This is a genomic window from Jiella avicenniae (genome assembly GCF_021390325.1).
Taxonomy (GTDB): Bacteria; Pseudomonadota; Alphaproteobacteria; order Rhizobiales; family Rhizobiaceae; genus Jiella; species Jiella avicenniae.
Map to the genome: position 1 here is coordinate 14,124 of NZ_JAJUWU010000023.1, position 17,575 is coordinate 31,698.

The 17,575-nt window shown below is 66.6% G+C and carries 22 protein-coding genes; 14 read left to right on the forward strand and 8 right to left on the reverse strand.

Features of this window, described 5'->3' with window-relative positions; all coding sequences use genetic code 11:
- Positions 1-175 precede the first annotated feature (175 nt).
- The 3 genes from LZD57_RS19870 to rnd all read left to right on the forward strand — a co-directional run bounded on the left by LZD57_RS19870 (position 176) and on the right by rnd (position 3,827).
- A complete protein-coding gene (locus tag LZD57_RS19870) occupies positions 176-1,150 on the forward strand; it encodes a Hint domain-containing protein (protein WP_233721326.1) in 975 nt (324 codons plus the stop codon).
- Between the two features lie 513 nt (positions 1,151-1,663).
- Complete coding sequence (locus LZD57_RS19875) at positions 1,664-2,539, forward strand: class I SAM-dependent methyltransferase (RefSeq protein ID WP_233721327.1); 876 nt, start codon at positions 1,664-1,666, stop codon at positions 2,537-2,539.
- Between the two features lie 139 nt (positions 2,540-2,678).
- Positions 2,679-3,827: a ribonuclease D gene (gene rnd, locus LZD57_RS19880; RefSeq protein WP_233721422.1), complete on the forward strand. Its 1,149-nt coding sequence runs from the start codon at positions 2,679-2,681 to the stop codon at positions 3,825-3,827.
- 278 nt (positions 3,828-4,105) lie between these two features.
- On the opposite strand, the gene LZD57_RS19885 is transcribed toward rnd, so the two are convergent.
- Positions 4,106-4,837, reverse strand: a complete 732-nt coding sequence (locus LZD57_RS19885; protein ID WP_233721328.1) for a L,D-transpeptidase — start codon at positions 4,835-4,837, stop codon at positions 4,106-4,108.
- A 232-nt stretch (positions 4,838-5,069) separates the two neighbouring features.
- Here LZD57_RS19885 and cueR point away from each other — a divergent pair, with 232 nt between their 5' ends.
- Together cueR and LZD57_RS19895 are read left to right on the forward strand one after the other, a co-directional pair.
- Positions 5,070-5,465, forward strand: coding sequence for a Cu(I)-responsive transcriptional regulator (cueR, locus tag LZD57_RS19890; RefSeq protein ID WP_233721329.1), 396 nt, complete (start codon positions 5,070-5,072; stop codon positions 5,463-5,465).
- Positions 5,466-5,610: 145 nt separating this feature from the next.
- Positions 5,611-6,099: an MmcB family DNA repair protein gene (locus tag LZD57_RS19895; RefSeq protein WP_233721330.1), complete on the forward strand. Its 489-nt coding sequence runs from the start codon at positions 5,611-5,613 to the stop codon at positions 6,097-6,099.
- 37 nt (positions 6,100-6,136) lie between these two features.
- On the opposite strand, the gene pheT is transcribed toward LZD57_RS19895, so the two are convergent.
- The 7 genes from pheT to rpmI form a co-directional block, all read right to left on the reverse strand.
- Positions 6,137-8,551, reverse strand: a complete 2,415-nt coding sequence (pheT, locus tag LZD57_RS19900; protein WP_233721331.1) for a phenylalanine--tRNA ligase subunit beta — start codon at positions 8,549-8,551, stop codon at positions 6,137-6,139.
- A gap of 90 nt (positions 8,552-8,641) precedes the next feature.
- Positions 8,642-9,016 carry a hypothetical protein gene (locus LZD57_RS19905; RefSeq protein ID WP_233721332.1) on the reverse strand — a complete coding sequence of 125 codons (375 nt, stop codon included), beginning with the start codon at positions 9,014-9,016 and terminating at the stop codon, positions 8,642-8,644.
- 246 nt (positions 9,017-9,262) lie between these two features.
- Positions 9,263-9,715: a hypothetical protein gene (locus tag LZD57_RS19910; RefSeq protein WP_233721333.1), complete on the reverse strand. Its 453-nt coding sequence runs from the start codon at positions 9,713-9,715 to the stop codon at positions 9,263-9,265.
- A 27-nt stretch (positions 9,716-9,742) separates the two neighbouring features.
- Positions 9,743-10,051: a hypothetical protein gene (locus LZD57_RS19915; RefSeq protein ID WP_233721334.1), complete on the reverse strand. Its 309-nt coding sequence runs from the start codon at positions 10,049-10,051 to the stop codon at positions 9,743-9,745.
- A gap of 58 nt (positions 10,052-10,109) precedes the next feature.
- The gene (gene pheS / locus LZD57_RS19920) at positions 10,110-11,192 is read right to left on the reverse strand and encodes a phenylalanine--tRNA ligase subunit alpha (protein ID WP_233721335.1); all 1,083 of its coding nucleotides are present in this window, start codon (positions 11,190-11,192) and stop codon (positions 10,110-10,112) included.
- Between the two features lie 121 nt (positions 11,193-11,313).
- Positions 11,314-11,733 carry a 50S ribosomal protein L20 gene (gene rplT / locus LZD57_RS19925; protein ID WP_233721336.1) on the reverse strand — a complete coding sequence of 140 codons (420 nt, stop codon included), beginning with the start codon at positions 11,731-11,733 and terminating at the stop codon, positions 11,314-11,316.
- Between the two features lie 43 nt (positions 11,734-11,776).
- Positions 11,777-11,977 carry a 50S ribosomal protein L35 gene (rpmI, locus tag LZD57_RS19930; RefSeq protein ID WP_209594783.1) on the reverse strand — a complete coding sequence of 67 codons (201 nt, stop codon included), beginning with the start codon at positions 11,975-11,977 and terminating at the stop codon, positions 11,777-11,779.
- A 297-nt stretch (positions 11,978-12,274) separates the two neighbouring features.
- On the opposite strand from rpmI, the gene trpS reads away from it, so the two are divergent.
- The 9 genes from trpS to LZD57_RS19975 all read left to right on the forward strand — a co-directional run bounded on the left by trpS (position 12,275) and on the right by LZD57_RS19975 (position 17,533).
- Positions 12,275-13,339, forward strand: a complete 1,065-nt coding sequence (trpS, locus tag LZD57_RS19935) for a tryptophan--tRNA ligase (RefSeq protein WP_233721337.1) — start codon at positions 12,275-12,277, stop codon at positions 13,337-13,339.
- 74 nt (positions 13,340-13,413) lie between these two features.
- Positions 13,414-13,674 (forward strand): hypothetical protein, encoded by a 261-nt coding sequence (locus LZD57_RS19940; RefSeq protein ID WP_233721338.1) that lies wholly within the window; start codon positions 13,414-13,416, stop codon positions 13,672-13,674.
- Positions 13,671-13,961, forward strand: a complete 291-nt coding sequence (locus LZD57_RS19945; protein WP_233721339.1) for a type II toxin-antitoxin system RelE/ParE family toxin — start codon at positions 13,671-13,673, stop codon at positions 13,959-13,961. Before LZD57_RS19940 ends, LZD57_RS19945 begins: the two co-directional genes overlap by 4 nt.
- A gap of 88 nt (positions 13,962-14,049) precedes the next feature.
- Positions 14,050-14,541 carry a universal stress protein gene (locus LZD57_RS19950; protein WP_233721340.1) on the forward strand — a complete coding sequence of 164 codons (492 nt, stop codon included), beginning with the start codon at positions 14,050-14,052 and terminating at the stop codon, positions 14,539-14,541.
- A 210-nt stretch (positions 14,542-14,751) separates the two neighbouring features.
- Positions 14,752-15,324 carry a NifU family protein gene (locus LZD57_RS19955; protein ID WP_233721341.1) on the forward strand — a complete coding sequence of 191 codons (573 nt, stop codon included), beginning with the start codon at positions 14,752-14,754 and terminating at the stop codon, positions 15,322-15,324.
- A gap of 88 nt (positions 15,325-15,412) precedes the next feature.
- Positions 15,413-15,682, forward strand: coding sequence for a type II toxin-antitoxin system Phd/YefM family antitoxin (locus LZD57_RS19960; RefSeq protein WP_233721342.1), 270 nt, complete (start codon positions 15,413-15,415; stop codon positions 15,680-15,682).
- Positions 15,679-16,062 carry a type II toxin-antitoxin system VapC family toxin gene (locus LZD57_RS19965; protein ID WP_233721343.1) on the forward strand — a complete coding sequence of 128 codons (384 nt, stop codon included), beginning with the start codon at positions 15,679-15,681 and terminating at the stop codon, positions 16,060-16,062. The genes LZD57_RS19960 and LZD57_RS19965 overlap by 4 nt, the downstream gene beginning before the upstream one ends.
- A gap of 61 nt (positions 16,063-16,123) precedes the next feature.
- On the forward strand, positions 16,124-16,876 hold the full coding sequence (gene tsaB / locus LZD57_RS19970) for a tRNA (adenosine(37)-N6)-threonylcarbamoyltransferase complex dimerization subunit type 1 TsaB (RefSeq protein ID WP_233721344.1): 753 nt from the start codon (positions 16,124-16,126) through the stop codon (positions 16,874-16,876).
- A gap of 129 nt (positions 16,877-17,005) precedes the next feature.
- Complete coding sequence (locus LZD57_RS19975) at positions 17,006-17,533, forward strand: GNAT family N-acetyltransferase (protein WP_233721345.1); 528 nt, start codon at positions 17,006-17,008, stop codon at positions 17,531-17,533.
- The last annotated feature ends 42 nt before the right edge of the window (positions 17,534-17,575 follow it).

Consider the following 17,575-nt stretch of genomic DNA (forward strand, 5'->3'; position numbering starts at 1 on the left):
GGCAATCGACCAAGCCTGACCCCGGCCTTGCCCCGGCCTGAAAAGAGCGTTGTGATCGGCGAAATTTCGATAAGCTCTCTCGACGAAAAACTCTCGCTGCGGTAGGCTTGTTTACAACTTCGAGCCGCAATCGATGTCCTGCGTCGGCTGTGGCGACTCTTCGGGAGATCTCTGCATGGCCAGTCGGACACCGTTCTACATCAGCTATCTCGTCAAGACCGGTGCCGGAACCTATACGGCCTACGACCCCTACGGCAGCAACTTCACCGTTACCGAAACCGATGACGGCGGCAGTGACGACCTGACGCGCCTGGGCGATATCGGAAACGACGACTTCAGCGCCAATCTGAACAATTCCGGCGCGTCTTTTCCAACCCAGTTCACGTTCATCGCCAATACAAGAGATGGCTCGGGCTTCATCGCTCTGGCGACGAACAGCGGCTATGGCCCCGGGCCGTACTACTATTTGTTCCAGACCGTTCTGACTTACACCTACGGCGAAGCGGTCACGACCGGCCCCGGCACCTTCACCCTCTGCTTCACCTGCGGAACACGCATCGACACCCGCCGTGGCCGGATCGCGATCGAGGACCTCGCCGTCGGTGACAGCGTCATGACCGCCTCCGGTGCCGAGCGCGAGATCGTCTGGATCGGCCGGCGCACGCTGGACTGCCGTTGCGAAGCCGCGCACATGGCTCCGGTGCGTGTCCGCGCCGGGGCCTTCGGGGCGGGTGTGCCCGAGCGCGACGTGCTCCTGTCGCCGGGTCATCCCGTCCTCGTCCGCCAGAATGGCGTCGAGGTGCTTGTGCCGATCATGAACCTCATCAACGGCACGACGATCGAGCGGACGACGCTGGAGCGCGCGACCTACTGGCACGTCGAACTCGACCAGCACGACGTGCTCCTCGCCGACGGCCTGCCGGCGGAAAGCTTCTTCGACATGGGCTCGCGCGGCTGGTTCGACAACGACCTCGACGACGTCCTCGCCAATCCCGATCTCGTCCCCGCCGGCCAGCATGGCCGCTGCCGCGAGGTCGCCATCGACGGGCCGCTGGTGGAAGCGGAGCGCAAGCGCCTCGCCGACCTGTTCTATGCCGAACTCGCGTCCCAGTGCGCCTGGCCGGTGCAGGAGAGCTACACCGCCGCCTGATCCGCAATGCGACGCCGCAGCCACGACGGTGGCGACGTCGCGTGGCCGGCCGCAACGCCCGCCACGAGACCACCCCGGATGCGGCGCGGCGAACCACACCTCCTCGGCCGGCGTGAATACCCTTCGCTCCGGCCGTGCGTGACCAGCGCGAGATCGCGCGAGGACTGCATGCCGCGACAGCGGGTCGGTGACAGGGAAGAACGGATCGGCGTTCCTCCGGCCGGCCGACGGACGATCGAGAGGCGGCGGCCGCGGATCGCAGTCTCGTCCGAGGTCTGCCGAAGACTGTCCGCCACTGCGGCCGGCTCAGGCACTCGACCCCTCAACGCCATATCCACCGACTCTCCCGATCCCGACTTCCGACGATGGCACGATTTCGATCGCGCCCGTTGCGCCGCCGATCCCGCCAGGGGCGGCGGAGGCGCAGGTCACGATAGGCGATTGCCGATCCGCGATGCGCCATGCGATACGATCGAGCCTCATCCTTCCTTGGCGCGCTGCAGCTTCCCTCCGATGACCACCCGCCCGAACTTCGACGATTTCCTCGCGCTCAGACGGAGCGATCCGCGGCTCGCCCGGCTCACCCACGACGTCGCCCTGCCGCGGTCCCGGGGGGTGGAGTTCGGAGCGGACCCGCATCCCCTGCCCCTGCCCGACGGGCTTTCCGTCCGCTATGTCGATCTCGTGGCCCGGGACGCGGCGGACGAACCGGTCCGGCACGTCTGGGACGGCAGCGGTTCGCTGCTCGCCGCACTCGGCGAGGAGCAGCCGCTCGACTTCGCCATCGCCCGCCTCTTCGCCCATCGCGTGCCCAACCTCCTCGGCTGGTTCCGCGGCGTCTTCGCGGCGCTGCGGCCTGGCGGCGTGCTCAACATGACGCTGCCCGACCGGCGGATGACCGGCGACGTGCTCAGAACGCCCTCGACACTCGGCGAAGTTCTCGAGGCCGATCAACTCGGCCTGACGCGGCCGAGTTTCCGCCAGCTTTTCGATCATCGCCGTCTGTCCGTGCCGCTCGGTCCCCAGCAGGCATGGCGGGAGGCCGTCGACCCCGGAGAGCTCGCCCGCGCCGGCACGGAGGAAGCCCTCGCCTTCGCACGGGCGGCAAGCGGCGACGCGGCAGATGCCGTCCCGTGTCACTGCTGGGTCTTCACGCCCTACTCCTTCCTCGACCTCCTCGAAGAGCTTTCGCGGGCCGGCCTGTTTCCCCTGGTCATCAGCCAGTTCGCGACGACAGAACCGGGAAGCTCGGAGTTCTTCGTCTGCCTGCGGCACGATCACGCCACGGATCCGGAAATCCTCCTCAAACGCCAGACGGTCGCCATCGACCACGTCCGGAAGATCGCGCTGGAACGCCGGCGGCGGGCGAAGCTGATGGCTTCGCTCTGACGGAAAGCCGCAAGGCCGGGCACCGGTCTTCGGCCGGGAAGCCGGCGACGAAAGCTGGGGAGGCTGACGGATCGACCGATCGTGTCCGTCAAAGGCCTTTCGCTCGAAGATTTCTTCGGGCTAAAGAAGAATCATGCAGCTGATCACCACCACGGCGGATCTCGCCGAGACCTGCCGGACCTTCGCGAAATCGGATTTCGTCACGGTCGACACCGAGTTCATCCGCGAGACGACGTTCTGGCCGGAACTCTGCCTGATCCAGATGGCCTCTCCGCAGGAGGGGGTGATCGTCGATCCGCTCGCACCGGGCATCGACCTGTCGCCGATCTTCGACCTGATGGACGATCCGTCGGTGCTCAAGGTGTTCCACGCGGCGCGCCAGGACATCGAGATCCTCTACAAGCTCTCGGGCCGCGTGCCCGCGCCGCTCTTCGACACGCAGATCGCGGCGATGGTCTGCGGCTTCGGCGAGTCGATCGCCTATGATCAGCTGGTGGCGCGGCTCTCCGACGCGCGGATCGACAAGACCTCGCGCTTCACCGACTGGCGCCGGCGCCCCCTCACCGACAAGCAGCTCGCCTACGCCCTCGCCGACGTCACCCATCTGCGCGACGTCTATCTGGCGCTCGAGAAGACGATCGAGGCGAGCGGCCGTGGAAGCTGGCTCGACGAGGAGATGGCGTTGCTCGCCAATCCCGAGACCTACGACCTGCATCCCGACGATGCCTGGACGCGCCTGAAGCTGCGGGTGAAGAAGCCGATCGAGCTGCAGGTGATGAAGGAGGTCGCGGCCTGGCGCGAACGCGAGGCGCGCGATGCCGACAAGCCGCGCGGCCGCATCCTCAAGGACGAAGCGGTCTACGAGATCGCCCAGCAGCAGCCCCGCGACGAACAGGCGCTGTCGCGGCTGCGCACGCTCTCCAAGGGCTTCGAGCGCAGCGCCTACGGGCGCGAGGTGCTCGCCGCCGTCGAACGGGCCTTCGCGCTGCCGAAATCGGCCCTGCCGTCCGTTCCCCGGCCGCAGCAGCTTCCCGAGGGAACAGCCGCGGCGGTCGAGTTCCTCAAGGTTCTCCTGAAGATCGTCGTCGAGGAGGAGGGTGTCGCGGCAAAGCTCATCGCCTCCTCCGCCGATCTCGAGAAGCTGGCGTCGCAGGGCGAGAAGGCGGAGGTTCCGGCGCTGACGGGCTGGCGGCGCAAGCTCTTCGGCGAGCGGGCGCTCGATCTTCTGTCCGGCAAGGCCGGCCTCGTCTATCGCAATCGCCGGGTCGAGCTGCTGCCGATCGGCTGACGGCGAGAGGCAGTGGAAACGCCTCCCGATCCCGGGCGGACGGTTTTCGCCGAGCCGCCGCGCCGACCGCCGGAAATCGCGACGGCTCGACGGACGGAAGGCCTCGGGGCCGAGCCCGTTGCGATGAGGGAGATCTTTGGTCGCGTCCGCGATGGCCGCCGGGCATTCTTCACGCGGGATTCATCCGCAGAACCCGCAAGGCGTATTTCGCACCCGGCCTGCGGCGCGACTCTCGCCTCGTTCCCGACGATCGCGCCGGGAACGAAACCCGATTTTCGTCAGCGCTGGGCGAGACGCTCGCTGCCCTGCTTGACGACGACCTTGGCGCCGAGCGGAACGCGCTCGTAGAGGTCGACGATGTCCTGGTTCATCAGCCGGATGCAGCCGGAAGACGCAGCCGTGCCGATGGTCCACCATTCCGGCGTCCCGTGCAGGCGGAACAGCGTGTCCTTGTTGTTCTGCCAAAGATACAGGGCGCGGGCGCCGAGCGGATTGCTGAGACCGGGCTCCATGCCGTCGCGATAGGGCTCGAGTTCCGGCTTGCGGTCGATCATTTCGGCCGGCGGAAACCACTTCGGCCAATGCTGCTTGTCGTGCACTTCGGCATCGCCGGCCCAGGAGAAGCCCTGGCGGCCGACGCCGATGCCGTAGCGCATCGCCATGCCGTCGCCCTCGACGACGTAGAGGAATCGGTTCGCCGTGTCCACGACGACCGTGCCCGACTGGTATTGCAGGCCTTCCGGATAGGAGACGCGCTGGCGCAGGAACTGCGGGTCGATCTTGCCCGTCGGGATCGCGGGAAGGGCGAAGCCGTCGTCGACGGTCGCGCCGTAGCCGATCTCGTTCGTGGCGGCGATGCTGCCGGCATTGGCCAGATTGTCCGGCCCCGCATAGGCGGCGACCTGCGTGGCGGCCGGCTGAAGGCTGGCGCGACGCGGATTGTCCGCGCAGCCGGCCAGCGTCAACGCTGCAATCGCTGTGCCGATGGCCAAAGTGGTCTTGATCGTCATGACGGGTGCCAATCCGGTTGGGGTGTCTTGCTGGCTGCTCGACCGAACCTGCGGCGAGAACGCATCGGAACCTCTTCTCCGATAGGCCTCCTCGGGCAGCCGGGCAACGGCCGCATTGCAGACCATCGTGGTTAAGAAAGAGTTTGTTGCACTGCCGTCACAGTTGACCTGTGGCTGGCAAGCGACATCTCGGTTGCCGTTCGGGATCGCAACGGACCCAGAGGTTCAGACCATGAACATCGGAGAGGCTTCACGCCTGTCGGGATTGCCGGCGAAGACGATCCGTTACTACGAGGAAGTCGGCCTGATCAAGCCGACGCGCGCCAACAACGGCTATCGCGACTATCGCGACCGCGACGTGCACGTCTTGCGTTTCCTGCAACGTTCGCGCTCGCTCGGCTTTTCCATCGCCGAAGCGCGCAAGCTCCTTTCGCTCTATGGCGACGAGAACCGCCACCGCGAGGACGTCCGCAGGCTGGTGACCCGCCGGATCGGCGAGATCGACCGCAAGATCGCCGACCTCAACTCGCTGAAGCGGGCGCTGGCAACGCTGACCGACCAGTGCGAAGGCGGCGACAGTCCCGACTGCCCGATCCTCGAAGAGATCGCCGGCGAACGCGTCGAATGATCCGCCGCGGCGGCATCGCCGTGCGTTCGCGCGGCACGAAGCTTCGGGTCGGAGCGGGTGGGACGACGCCTGCCCAGCGTTCCTAAGGCACGCTTCCTGTCGCGATTCGTTTGCGTTTTGTTTCCATCGCGAATACTTTCCCGCCATGCCTCTCGTTTCGCCTTTTGCCCAGGATCCGCTGATCGACGGTCGCCAGTCCGAGCGCGCCATGATGGTGCGCCGCGGCGTCCAGCGGATGATGCTCTCGCGGCAGGTCGCCCTCCTGCCGGAAATGCCGCTCGCCTCCGGACGCCGCGCCGATCTCGTCTGCCTGTCGGAAAAGGGCGAGATCGCGATCGTCGAGATCAAGACCTCGATCCAGGACTTTCGGGTCGACCAGAAATGGCCGATCTACCGGCTGCATTGCGACCGGCTGTATTTCGCCACCCACCCCGGCGTGCCGACGGAGATCTTTCCCCAGGAGTTCGGGCTGATTCTCACGGACGGCTACGACGCCGAGATCCTGCGCGAGGCGCCGCTGGAGCGGCTGGCCCCGGCCACCCGCAAGGCGATGACGCTGAAATTCGCGCGGCTGTCGGCCAACCGCCTGCTGCAGGCCGAATGGGCGGCCAATCCCGCCGCAGCGATGGGCTGAGGCCGGCAGGTGCCGGCCTCCAGGCCGTCTTCTTCGGTCAGGAACGCAGCGTCGCGCCCGTCGCCTTCTCGACCCCGGCGACGATCTTCGCCGACACGGCCTCCAGTTCCTCCTCGGTGAGCGTGCGCCCCGCCGGCGCCAGCGTCACCTCGATGGCGACCGACTTCCTGGCCTCGCCGAGTGCCGCACCCGCGAAGACGTCGAACACCCGGACTTCGCTCACCAGCGCCTTGTCGGCGCCCTCGGCCGCCCGGACGATGCGGCCGGCCTCGACGCGATCGTCGACGACGAAGGCGAAGTCGCGCCGCACCGGCTGGAACGGCGAGAGCGTCAGCACCGGCTTGGTGCGCGTCGGCTTCTTCTTCGGCTCCGGCACCTTGTCGAGAAACACCTCGAAGCCGCAGAGCGGGCCGGAGACGTCGAGGGTCTTCAGGACGGTCGGGTGAAATTCGCCGAACTCGGCGATGACCACCTTCGGCCCGAGCTTGATGCGGCCCGAGCGCCCGGGGTGATACCACGCGCTCGCCGGCGCCTCGATCGTCAGCTTGTCGGCCGGAAAGCCGACGGCTTCCAGCACCGCGAAGGCGTCGGCCTTGGCGTCGAAGACGGAGACGGCAGCCGAATTGCCCGACCAGAAGCGCCCCGGCCCGTCCATCCCCGCCGTGCCGCGGCGGATGCCGCCGACGACGCGCTTCTGGCCGTCCGGCGTGTCGGACTGGTAGATCCCCGCCACCTCGAACAGCGCCGTGTCGCCATAGCCCCGCGCGGCGTTGCGGCCGGCGGCGGCGATCAGCCCGGGCAGAACCGAGGGGCGCATGTCGGAGAGATCGGCCGAAATCGGGTTGGCGAGTTTCAGCGCCGCATCGCCGCCGCCGAAGGCCTTCGCCTCGGCTTCCGACACGAAGCTGTAGGAGACGCACTCGACCATGCCCCGCGCCGCCAGCGCCCGCCGCGCCGCCCTGTCGCGGATCTGGGCGGTCGTGAGGATCCGACCGTTGACGGCGGCGTGGGAGGCGAGCGGCGCCGGCCGGATCTCGTCGACGCCGTGAAGCCGCATGACCTCTTCGACGAGATCGGCCTTGCCGTCGACGTCCGGCCGCCAGCTCGCCACCGTGCAGACCAGCGCGTCGCCATCGCGGCGCGGCTGAAAGCCGAGAACGCCCAGAATGCGCTCCTGCTCGCCCGCATCGATCGAAAGCCCGGTGAGGCGCTCGAACTCGGTCAGCGGCAGGCGAACTTCCTTCGGCTCGAAGGCCTTGACGCCCTCGACGACGCGCTTCGAGGCGGTGCCGCCGCAAAGATCGAGCACCATCTGCGTCGCGAGATCGAGGCCCGGCTCCATGAAGGCCGGGTCGACGCCGCGCTCGAAACGGTAGCGCGCATCGGTGATGATGCCGAGGGTTCGGCCGGTCCGGGCGATGTCGAGCGGCTCCCACAGCGCCGATTCGATCAGCACTTCGGTCGTCGCCTCGTCGCAGCCCGAATGCTCGCCGCCCATGATTCCGGCGATCGATTCGACGCCCTTGTCGTCGGCGATCACGCAGGTTCCGGCCGGCAGCGTGTATTCGCGCTGGTCGAGGGCGAGGATCGTCTCGCCTTCGCCGGCATCCCGAACCGTCAGCGCGCCGGCGACCTTCCCCGCATCGAAGACGTGCAGCGGCCGGCCGCGGTCGAAGGTGAGGTAGTTGGTGACGTCGACGAGGGCGTTGATCGGGCGAAGGCCGATCGCCTTCAGCCGCTTCTGCAGCCATTCGGGCGATGGACCGTTCCTGACGCAGGAAACGCGGCGCAGCGCGAAGCCGAGGCAGGTCGCGCTGGTGACGTGGAGGGAAACGCCGACCTCGCCCTCGCCTTCGATGCGGGGCACCTCGGGCGTCTTCAGCCGGCCGAGCCCGGCCGCCGCGAGATCGCGCGCGATGCCGGCAACGCCGGTCGCATCGGGATGGTTGGGCGTCAGGTTGATCTCGATCACCGGGTCGATCAGCCCGGCATAATCGGCATAGCGCATGCCGACCGGCGCGTCGGCCGGCAGGTCGATGATGCCGTCATGCTCCTCGGAGAGTTCGAGTTCGCGCTCCGAACACATCATGCCGAAGGATTCGACGCCGCGGATCTTGCCGACGGCGAGCGTCGTATCGATGCCGGGCACGTAGACGCCGGGCAAAGCGAGGACGCCGACGAGCCCCTCCCGGGCGTTCGGCGCGCCGCAGACGATCTGCAGCGGCTTGCCGCCGTTCACCTCCGGGCCGGCATCGACGGAGAGGAGCTTCAGCCGGTCGGCATCGGGATGCTGCGCGGCGGAGAGGACGCGGGCGATGCGGAACGGCTCGAACACCGCGCGGTCGTCGACGGATTCGACCTCGAGGCCGATCATCGTCAGCTTGTCGCAGATTTCCGCAAGGCTCGCCTCGGTCTCGAGATGGTCCTTCAGCCAGGAGAGTGTGAATTTCATGGGTTCAGCGCTTCATTCGGTTCGAAACAGGAAAATCGGTGGGCCGGTCTTCGTCCGCCGGTCGGCAAGCGGATCCTTCGCGCGGTTCCCCTATGCCATCGCCCGGCTGCCGCCGGCACGCACGAAGCGATAGGTGAAGAGCGCGACGACGGAAAACACGACGTAGAGAAACAACAGCGACGTCGTCGGCAGCGACGAGCCGAAGACCAGTTTCTCGGCGACCAGCGGCACGATCACGCCGGTGAAGAAGGAGGCGATGGCCGCGCCCGTCGTCGGCAGGACCCGGTAGTAGAAGGCGAACAGCCCGACGGTGACGAGAATGATGATCCACCGCCCGATCGAGGCGACGAGACCCGTCACCGACAGGGCGAACAGGACCCAGCCGAGAATGTCGATCACGAACAGCCCGACGATGGCACCCGCGAGAACGGCGATGACGTCGAGAACGAGGAGACGGGCGGGCATTCGGGTTCATCCATTCTTCTATTGGGAAGGCGACGATCTTTTCGTTCGGCCGGGCAGTTCAGTTCCTTGGGACGCTCATAGCGGCGTGTCCCGGCAAGGCGACGAGGGGGCAGCGAAAAGAAAACCGGTCGGGAACGAGACCCCGAATGGTCGAATCACAGCGCTCCGGACAGTCCTTTGCGCCGAGATCGAAAGAAATCCGACCGACCATGTCGTCACGACGCTGTATCGCCATGTCTCCGGCCCTCATTGTGATCTCTCCTTGAAGAGAAGGCAGATCGCAAGAGTGCGGCGGTCCTCGTGACCGGGCTCGATCGTCTCTATTTCATGAACGGCTTCGCGGGCGAGATCGACGAGCTCTCTGGTTTTCGCCAGCGAGAAGAGTCCCCTCATGGACGGCATGTAATCGGCCCGATGTCGCTCGGTCTGGAGAATCACGAGGGTTTCGCCGATCCGCGCCAGCCTGTCTCGATCCTTGAGCGGGACGCGACTGAAGACGGTCTTCAAAGGTCCGTGTTCGAGCGCACGGTAGACGCGTTGATATTCCGGCGAAGATCGAGACGCTGAACGGGTGATATAGTCTGCGCAAAGCTTCGCCAGTGCATGGAAGACTGCATAATAAGCGGTGCTGATCGCCCGCCGCCGCGCGGCATTGTTGCGGGTAGCGCTGTCCGTCAGCAGATCGGCAACCTCGATCATCTGCTCGGCAATCGTCCGACTGGGCACCTACTCGAGTTCCTCCTCTAGCGGCTCCTCAGGGGCACCGAGCCACGCGGTCGACAAGATGACGAAACGGTCGTCGCCTCTCTGTCGAAGGGCGCGGTTCGTCGCTGAGATCGCATCCATCAATCTGGCCGCAGGAACGCGCTGCTCGACCGTGGCGACCACGCGGAAAATCGGCTCGCCGTCGAAATCCAGCTCTTCTTGGAACGTCGCGCCCTTGAAGTCGAATTCGGCGAGGACATCGGCGAGAACCGAGGTGAGCAGCGCCTCAACCTCGTCGTCCGACAGGATCACATGCTTGAGAGACGACATGTCACGCTCCCTTCTCGAAACCTGCTCACCACACCTATCACATGCGCCTGCGGCCGCCTCACCCCTGGCTCAGCCCTCCGAACAGCGTCGGCACGTCGAGCGGGCGGAAGCCGTAGTGCTCGAGCCAGCGGACGTCGGCGTCGAAGAAGGCTCTGAGATCCGGCATGCCGTATTTCAGCATGGCGATGCGGTCGATGCCCATGCCCCAGGCAAAGCCCTGATAGACGTCCGGGTCGAGACCGCCGGCGCGTAGCACGTTCGGATGGACCATGCCGCAGCCGAGGATCTCCATCCAGTCCGAGCCCTCGCCGAACCGCACCTCGCCGGGTTTCGACCGGTCGCACTGGATGTCGACCTCCATCGACGGCTCGGTGAACGGGAAGAAGGACGGGCGGAAGCGCATGTTCAGCTGCGGCACCTCGAAGAACGCCTTGCAGAACTCCTCCAGCACCCACTTCATGTTGGCGATGGTCGCGGTCTTGTCGACGACGAGGCCCTCGACCTGGTGGAACATCGGCGTGTGGGTGGCGTCGCTGTCCTGCCGGTAGGTCTTGCCCGGAATGACGATGCGGATCGGCGGTTCCTGGGCCTCCATGGTGCGGATCTGCACCGGCGAGGTGTGGGTGCGCAGCACCTTGCGCTCGCCCTTGTCGTCGGGGGCGAGGAAGAAGGTGTCGTGCATTTCGCGGGCCGGATGGCCCTCGGGAAAGTTCAGCGCGGTGAAATTGTAGTAGTCGGTCTCGATGTCCGGCCCCTCGGCGATCGCAAAGCCCATGTCGGCGAAGATCGCGGTGATCTCGTCGATCACCTGGGAGATCGGATGGATGCGCCCGCGCGAGGCCGCGCCCTGGCGGACGGGGAGCGTCACGTCGAGACGCTCGGCGATGAGCCTTGCGGCGGTCGCCGCCTCGGCCAGGACTTCGCGCTTTGCCGCGATCGCAGCCTGCACGCGGTCGCGAAGGCCGTTGAGCCGCGGACCGGCCTCCTTGCGCTCCTCGGGGCTCATCTTGCCGAGCCCCTTCATCATCTCGGAAATCCGGCCCTTCTTGCCGAGTTCGGCAATGCGGATCGCCTCGAGGGCCGCTTCGTCGCCGGCCGCATCGACCGCGGAAAGAAGCTCGTTTTCCAGCGCTTCGCTCACCTGTCACCTCTTCGAACGTGATGCCGCCTTGTCGCACGCGAGAGCCGCGCCGTCATGACGCAAAAAGGCCCGCCGCGGGGATCCGCGCGGGCCTTTCCGATTGAAAAACCGACCTGAAGGATCAGGCCGCGCGCTTTTCTCCGACCGCCCGCTCGTAGGCGTTCGGAAACTCGCTGTCCTTCAGATATGCGAGCGCGGTCTTGGCCTGCTCGCAGAGCGCGGCGAAGGCTTCCGGCTCGTGGATCGCGATGTCGGACAGAACCTTGCGGTCGACCTCGATGCCGGCCTTGGCGAGACCGTCGATGAAGCGGCCATAGGTCAGGCCGTGCTCGCGAACGGCGGCGTTGATGCGCTGGATCCACAGGGCGCGGAAGTTCCGCTTCTTCACCTTGCGGTCGCGGGTCGCATACTGCTTCGACCGGTCGACGGCGGCCTTGGCGGTGCGGATGGTGTTCTTGCGGCGGCCGTAGAAACCCTTGGCCTGCTTCAGAACCTTCTTGTGCTTGGCGTGGGCGGTAACGCCCCTCTTCACGCGTGCCATGATCTAAACTCCTGAAATCTCTTTTATGCCGGAAACGCGCCGCTCAGCGGTCGTAGGGCATGTAGGTCTTGACGATCCGCTCGTCGGGCTTCGACAGGATCATCGTGCCGCGCGCGTCGCGAATGAAGTCGTTGGAGCGTTTGATCATGCCGTGGCGCTTGCCGGCGGCACCGGCCTTGACGTGGCCGTTGGCGGTCATGCGGAAGCGCTTCTTGGCGCTCGCCTTGGTCTTCATCTTGGGCATTTTGCTCTCCTGATCAAGAGGATCGCGACGTCGGCCGGACCGTCTTGCGGCGGCCTGATGACTTGCCTTCGGGGAAGGAAGTGTCGCGAACAGCATTTGGAGCCGCCACGGCATGCCCTGCCGGCCGGCTCTCGTCTGAACGCGGGTCTCATACGCGAGAGGCGGGAAATGCGCAAGGGTCGGCGCGGACGGAATAAGAGCCCTCGCGCCCGAGCCCGCGCCCTGCTTGATCGCCGCCCCGCCCTCCGCCATAAGGCCCGGCAACATCAGTCCAAGCTCGCCCCTCGGAGCCGCCCCATGAGCGCCTTTGCCCCCCGCGTCTTTTCCGGCGTGCAGCCGACCGGAAACCTGCATCTCGGCAACTATCTCGGCGCGATCAGGAAGTTCGTGGCGCTGCAGGAGAGCCAGGACTGCATCTATTGCGTCGTCGATCTCCACTCGATCACGGCGCAACTCGTCCATGAGGACCTGAAAGGCCAGATCCGCTCGATCACCGCGGCCTTCCTCGCCGCCGGCATCGATCCGAAGCGCCACATCGTCTTCAACCAGAGCCGGGTCTCGGGCCATGCCGAGCTCGCCTGGATCTTCAACTGCGTCGCCCGCATCGGCTGGATGAACCGGATGACCCAGTTCAAGGAAAAGGCCGGCAAGGATCGCGAGAACGCCTCGCTCGGGCTTTTGGCCTATCCGAGCCTGATGGCCGCCGACATCCTGCTCTATCGCGCGACGCACGTCCCCGTCGGCGACGACCAGAAGCAGCATCTGGAGCTGACCCGCGACATCGCCATCAAGTTCAACAACGACTTTTCGGGCAGGATCGCGGCGGCCGGCCTCGGCACCGAGATCGCCATGGGCGACGAGACCGTCAACGGCTATTTCCCGATCACCGAGCCGATGATCGAGGGGCCCGCGACCCGGGTCATGAGCCTCAAGGACGGCTCGAAGAAGATGTCGAAGTCCGACCCGTCGGACCTGTCGCGCATCAACCTCACCGACGACGCCGATCAGATCGCCCGCAAGATCAGGAAGGCGAAGACCGATCCGGACGCCCTGCCCTCCGAGACCGCGGGCCTTGCCGGACGGGCCGAAGCCGACAACCTCGTCGGCATCTACGCGGCGCTGGCCGAGACGCGCAAAGCCGACGTGCTGACGGAATTCGGCGGCCGGCAGTTTTCCGAGTTCAAGCCGGCGCTGGCCGAACTCGCGGTCGAAAAGCTGGCGCCGATCAATGCCGAGATGCGCCGGCTGATCGACGATCCCGGCCATATCGACGCCGTGCTGAAGGACGGCGGCGAGCGGGCCGGCGCCATCGCCGAAAGGACGATGCGCGACGTCAAGGAGATCGTCGGATTTCTGCAATAGGCCGGCAGAGGCTCGCGAAATCGTCGGCCTTCGGCTATCTTCAGGCCATCACCATTCGTAGCGCGAGGAGCGTGATGGACGAGGAACCGTTGACTCTGACCCTTTCGGGTGCCGCGGCCGACAAGCTCCGCCGGTTGTCCGAAGCCTCCGGCCACGATCCCGCCACCTATGTCGGCGTCATGCTGGAGGAGCATTTCGCAGAGGACATGGCCGAGATCGCGGAGCTGAAGCGGCGCATCGAAAGTGCGGATGCCGGGAACGTCGTTTCGCACGACGAGGCGCGCGACCAGTTGCGCCGTGCGATCGCTGAGGCCGCCCGTGACGCCGCTGAATGAAGCGGGTCGCTTGGGAAGCGCAAGCGCTGTTCGACTTCAGCGAGGCCCTTTCATATCTTGCCGCACGAGATGAGCGGGCGGCATTGAAGCTGGAGCAGCGCGTCAGCGACGCGATCACGATGCTCGCCCGCCATTCGATCGGCCGGTCGACAAAAACCGACGGGGTCCGGCAAAAACTCGTTTTGGCAACATCATATCGGGTTTATTATCGAGAGACGTCGACCGAACTGACAGTCCTTCGGGTTTGGCATCAGCGCCGTAAGGGGGCACCCGAAGGCATCGAATGACAATACCGGCGAAGCAGCCACGTTGCCGCCCAACTTGCCTCCACCGCCCACCTTGTCTCCACCACCCTCCCCCGCCATCTTACCGCCCATGGTTTCGAAACGGATAGGCCGCGAAGCGGGCGGCAAGCGCAAGTTCCTGGCGATCATCGACGGCACGCCCGAATGCACCCGGGCGGCCTCCTACGCCGCCTATCGCGCCAAGGCCTCGGGCGGCGGGGCGGTGCTGCTCTACGTCATCGAGCCCGGCGACTTCCAGCACTGGCTCGGCGTCGAGAAGCTGATGCGGGCCGAAGCCCAGGAGGAGGCGGAAAACGCGCTCGCCAAGGTCGCCGAGGACCTGCGCGAAGTCGTCGGCATCGAGCCGGAGGGGGTGATCCGCGAAGGCAAGATCATCGAGGAGATCCATGCGCTGATCGAGGCCGATCGGGAGATCGCCATCCTCGTCCTCGCCGCGGGCGAAGCCGGGGAAGGGCCGGGGCCGCTGGTCTCGGCCGTCGCCGGCAAGGGTGCGGCCTTCCCGATCCCCGTGACGATCGTGCCGGCGTCCCTGACCGACGAGGAAATCATCAGCCTTTGCTGAGCGACGACCGGCTCCCTTCCGCATGAGCTGAAGACCCGCCGGAACGGGCGGCCTTAAAGGCACCACTGGCGGACCGGGCCGATCCGCATCCTGACATCGGCGGCCGCAATACCCATTTCTTGCGGCGACGGCCGAAGACCGATATCTTTGGAACAATTCAAAAGAACACCCGGGCCGAGCGACCGGCCGGCCGGCGAGAGGTTAGAGACGATGTTCATCCAGACCGAAGTCACCCCCAATCCCGCGACCTTGAAGTTCCTGCCCGGCCGCGTGGTGGTGGAGCGCGGCACCGAGGAATTCTCCTCGATCGAGGACGCCGAGGCACGATCCCCCCTGGCGGCCCGGCTGATGGCGATCCCGGAGGTCTCCGGCGTCTTCTTCGGCTACGACTTCGTCACCGTGACGAAGAGCGCCGCCGAGTGGCAGCACCTGAAGCCGGCGATCCTCGCCAACCTGATGGAGCACTTCATGGCCGGCGAGCCGGTCATGGCGCCCACCGGGGCATCGACGGCGAGCGACGGCGACGAGTTCTTCGAGGCCGCCGACGAGAACACCGTGGCGACGATCAAGGAACTGCTGGAGACCCGGGTGCGCCCGGCCGTCGCCCAGGACGGCGGCGACATCACCTTCCGCGGCTTCAGGGACGGCACGGTCTATCTCAACATGCGCGGCGCCTGCTCGGGCTGCCCCTCCTCGACGGCGACGCTGAAGCACGGCATCCAGAACCTGTTGCGCCACTTCGTGCCGGAGGTACAGTCGGTAGAAGCGGTCGAGGCGGCGTAATCGACCCGACGGTCTGCAGAAATTGCGACTACTCTGTCATCATCAGCGACCGCCCGAGCGAGCGGTCGAACGTCGAGGGGCCAAGCAGATGAGAGTTTCGATCGCAGAGGCCGAGGAGCGGTTGACCGAGCTTGCGGACAGGGCCGCCGCCGGTGAGGAGGTGATCTTGACGCGTGATGACAAAGCGGTAGCCCGTCTGCTCCCGGTTGAGAACACGAACGAGAACACGAAGAAGCGGACGATCGACAGGGACGTGATCAGAGCCTTGCAGGCCGAGGTGCGGGCCAAGGCTTCACCCGGACCGTGCGCGGCTCGCAGCCAGGACTTTCTCTACGATGAGTATGGCCTTCCGGCTTGATCGTCCTGGATACCTCGGCACTGATGGGGATACTCCTCGCCGAACCGGAAGCGGAAGCTTGCACCGTCGCGCTGGAGCGGGCCGACCGCGTGCTGATTTCCGCAGGCACACTTGCCGAAGCGCTGATCGTCGCCGCACGGCGCGGATTTGGTCCTCAGATGGAAAATCTGATTTTAGACATCGGCCCGGAGGTCGCCGCGGTCGATCGGGCCGCAGCCGAAGGCGCGGCGAAGGCATATGCCCGCTGGGGAAAAGGGTTTCACCACGCCAGGCTGAACTACGGTGACTGCTTCGCGTATGAGCTTGCCGACCGGCATTCCTGCGCGCTTCTCTATATCGGGAGCGACTTTGCGCAGACCGACATACCGGCTGTCCGCTGAGGCCCGTCCCGACTTGTCGGATCAGGCCACGGCGATCGGCCACCAGTCCTCCCCGAGCCCCATGCCACCCTTGATCCTCGCCCTCGATACCGCCTTTGCCCGCTGCACGGCCGCCGTCTTCGATCCATCCGGCGAGGGCCGGCTCCTTGCGAGTGCCGAGCCGGAAATCGGCACCGGCCATGCCGAACGGCTCACCGGTGTCGTCGACGCGGTTCTCGCCGAAGCCGGCGCCGGCTATCGCGATCTGTCCCGCATCGTCGTGACCACCGGCCCCGGCTCCTTCACCGGCATCCGCGTCGGCGTCGCAGCGGCGCGCGGTCTTTCGCTCGCTCTCGACATTCCGGCCGTCGGCGTCTCGACTCTCCAAGCGCTCGCCGGCGGCGCGGTCACGAACGAGGATGGCGGCGCGAAGGCCGTGCCGGTTCTCGCCGTCGTCGACGCCAGGCGCGGCGAAGTCTATGCGGCCCTGTTTTCGGGCGGCGGGGCGATGCTTTCGGGTCCGGCGGCGCTTCAGCCGTCGGGTCTTGCGGCGTTTCTTGCCGGAGCCGCCGAAGGGCAGCCCGTGGCACCGCGCGGAGCCGGCGGCCCGCTTCGCCTCGTCGGCAGCGGCTCGGCGATCGCGGAGGCCACTCTCTCCGGCGTGGCCACGACGATCGTCGCCGACACCGATCGGATCGACCCGGAGATCCTCGCCCGGCTGGGCGCTGGCGCGCAGACCGGCGAACCGCCGCGCCCGCTCTATCTGCGGGGCGCCGACGCCAAGCCCTCCTCCGCGCCTTCGCTGCGCGGCGAGCGGACGGAAAGCATTCCCTAATCGAGCGTCGGCTATCATAGTGTAATCGGTAGAAGAGCCCGTCCGGCGATCGCGTCCGGCACGTCCCGGGGTGCATTGCGCGAGCGCCCTCGGACGATGGTGGCGGGCCGGCATCGGGAGGATCGCGTCATGTATTGGTTCTTGCCCTGGGTCTGGACGGCGAACTGGCTGGAGACCTTTCTCGGCCACGGCGAGCCCGTGGTGACGGAACTCACCGACGATCAGCTCGACGGGGCCGCCGAGCTGCACAGCGCCGCCTTCGACCAGCCGTGGTCGGGCGACGAACTCGGCACCCTTCTCGCCCAGCGGGGCAGCTTCGGCTACGTCGCGCGGCATCTCGGCGCGCCCCAGGCGGGGCCGCTCGGCTTCGTCCTCGCGCGCAACATCGCCGGCGAGGCGGAGATCCTGACGATCACCGTCTCCCCGCGCAGCCGCCGCGCGGGCATCGGCCGCCTGCTGATGGATCACGTGCTGCAGAAGCTCCACGCCGAGCGCGCGCATTCGCTGTTTCTCGAGGTCGACGAGGAGAACGAGGCGGCCTTGAGGCTTTACAAGCGGCTGCGTTTCGAGGAAGTGGGACGACGCCCCGCCTATTATCAGCATCCCGATGGTCGGCGGACCAGCGCCCTCACCCTGAAGCGGAGCCTGTCCCGCTGAACGGGTGGCGACGGCGCAGGAGCCCGACGATCCCTTCGAAGC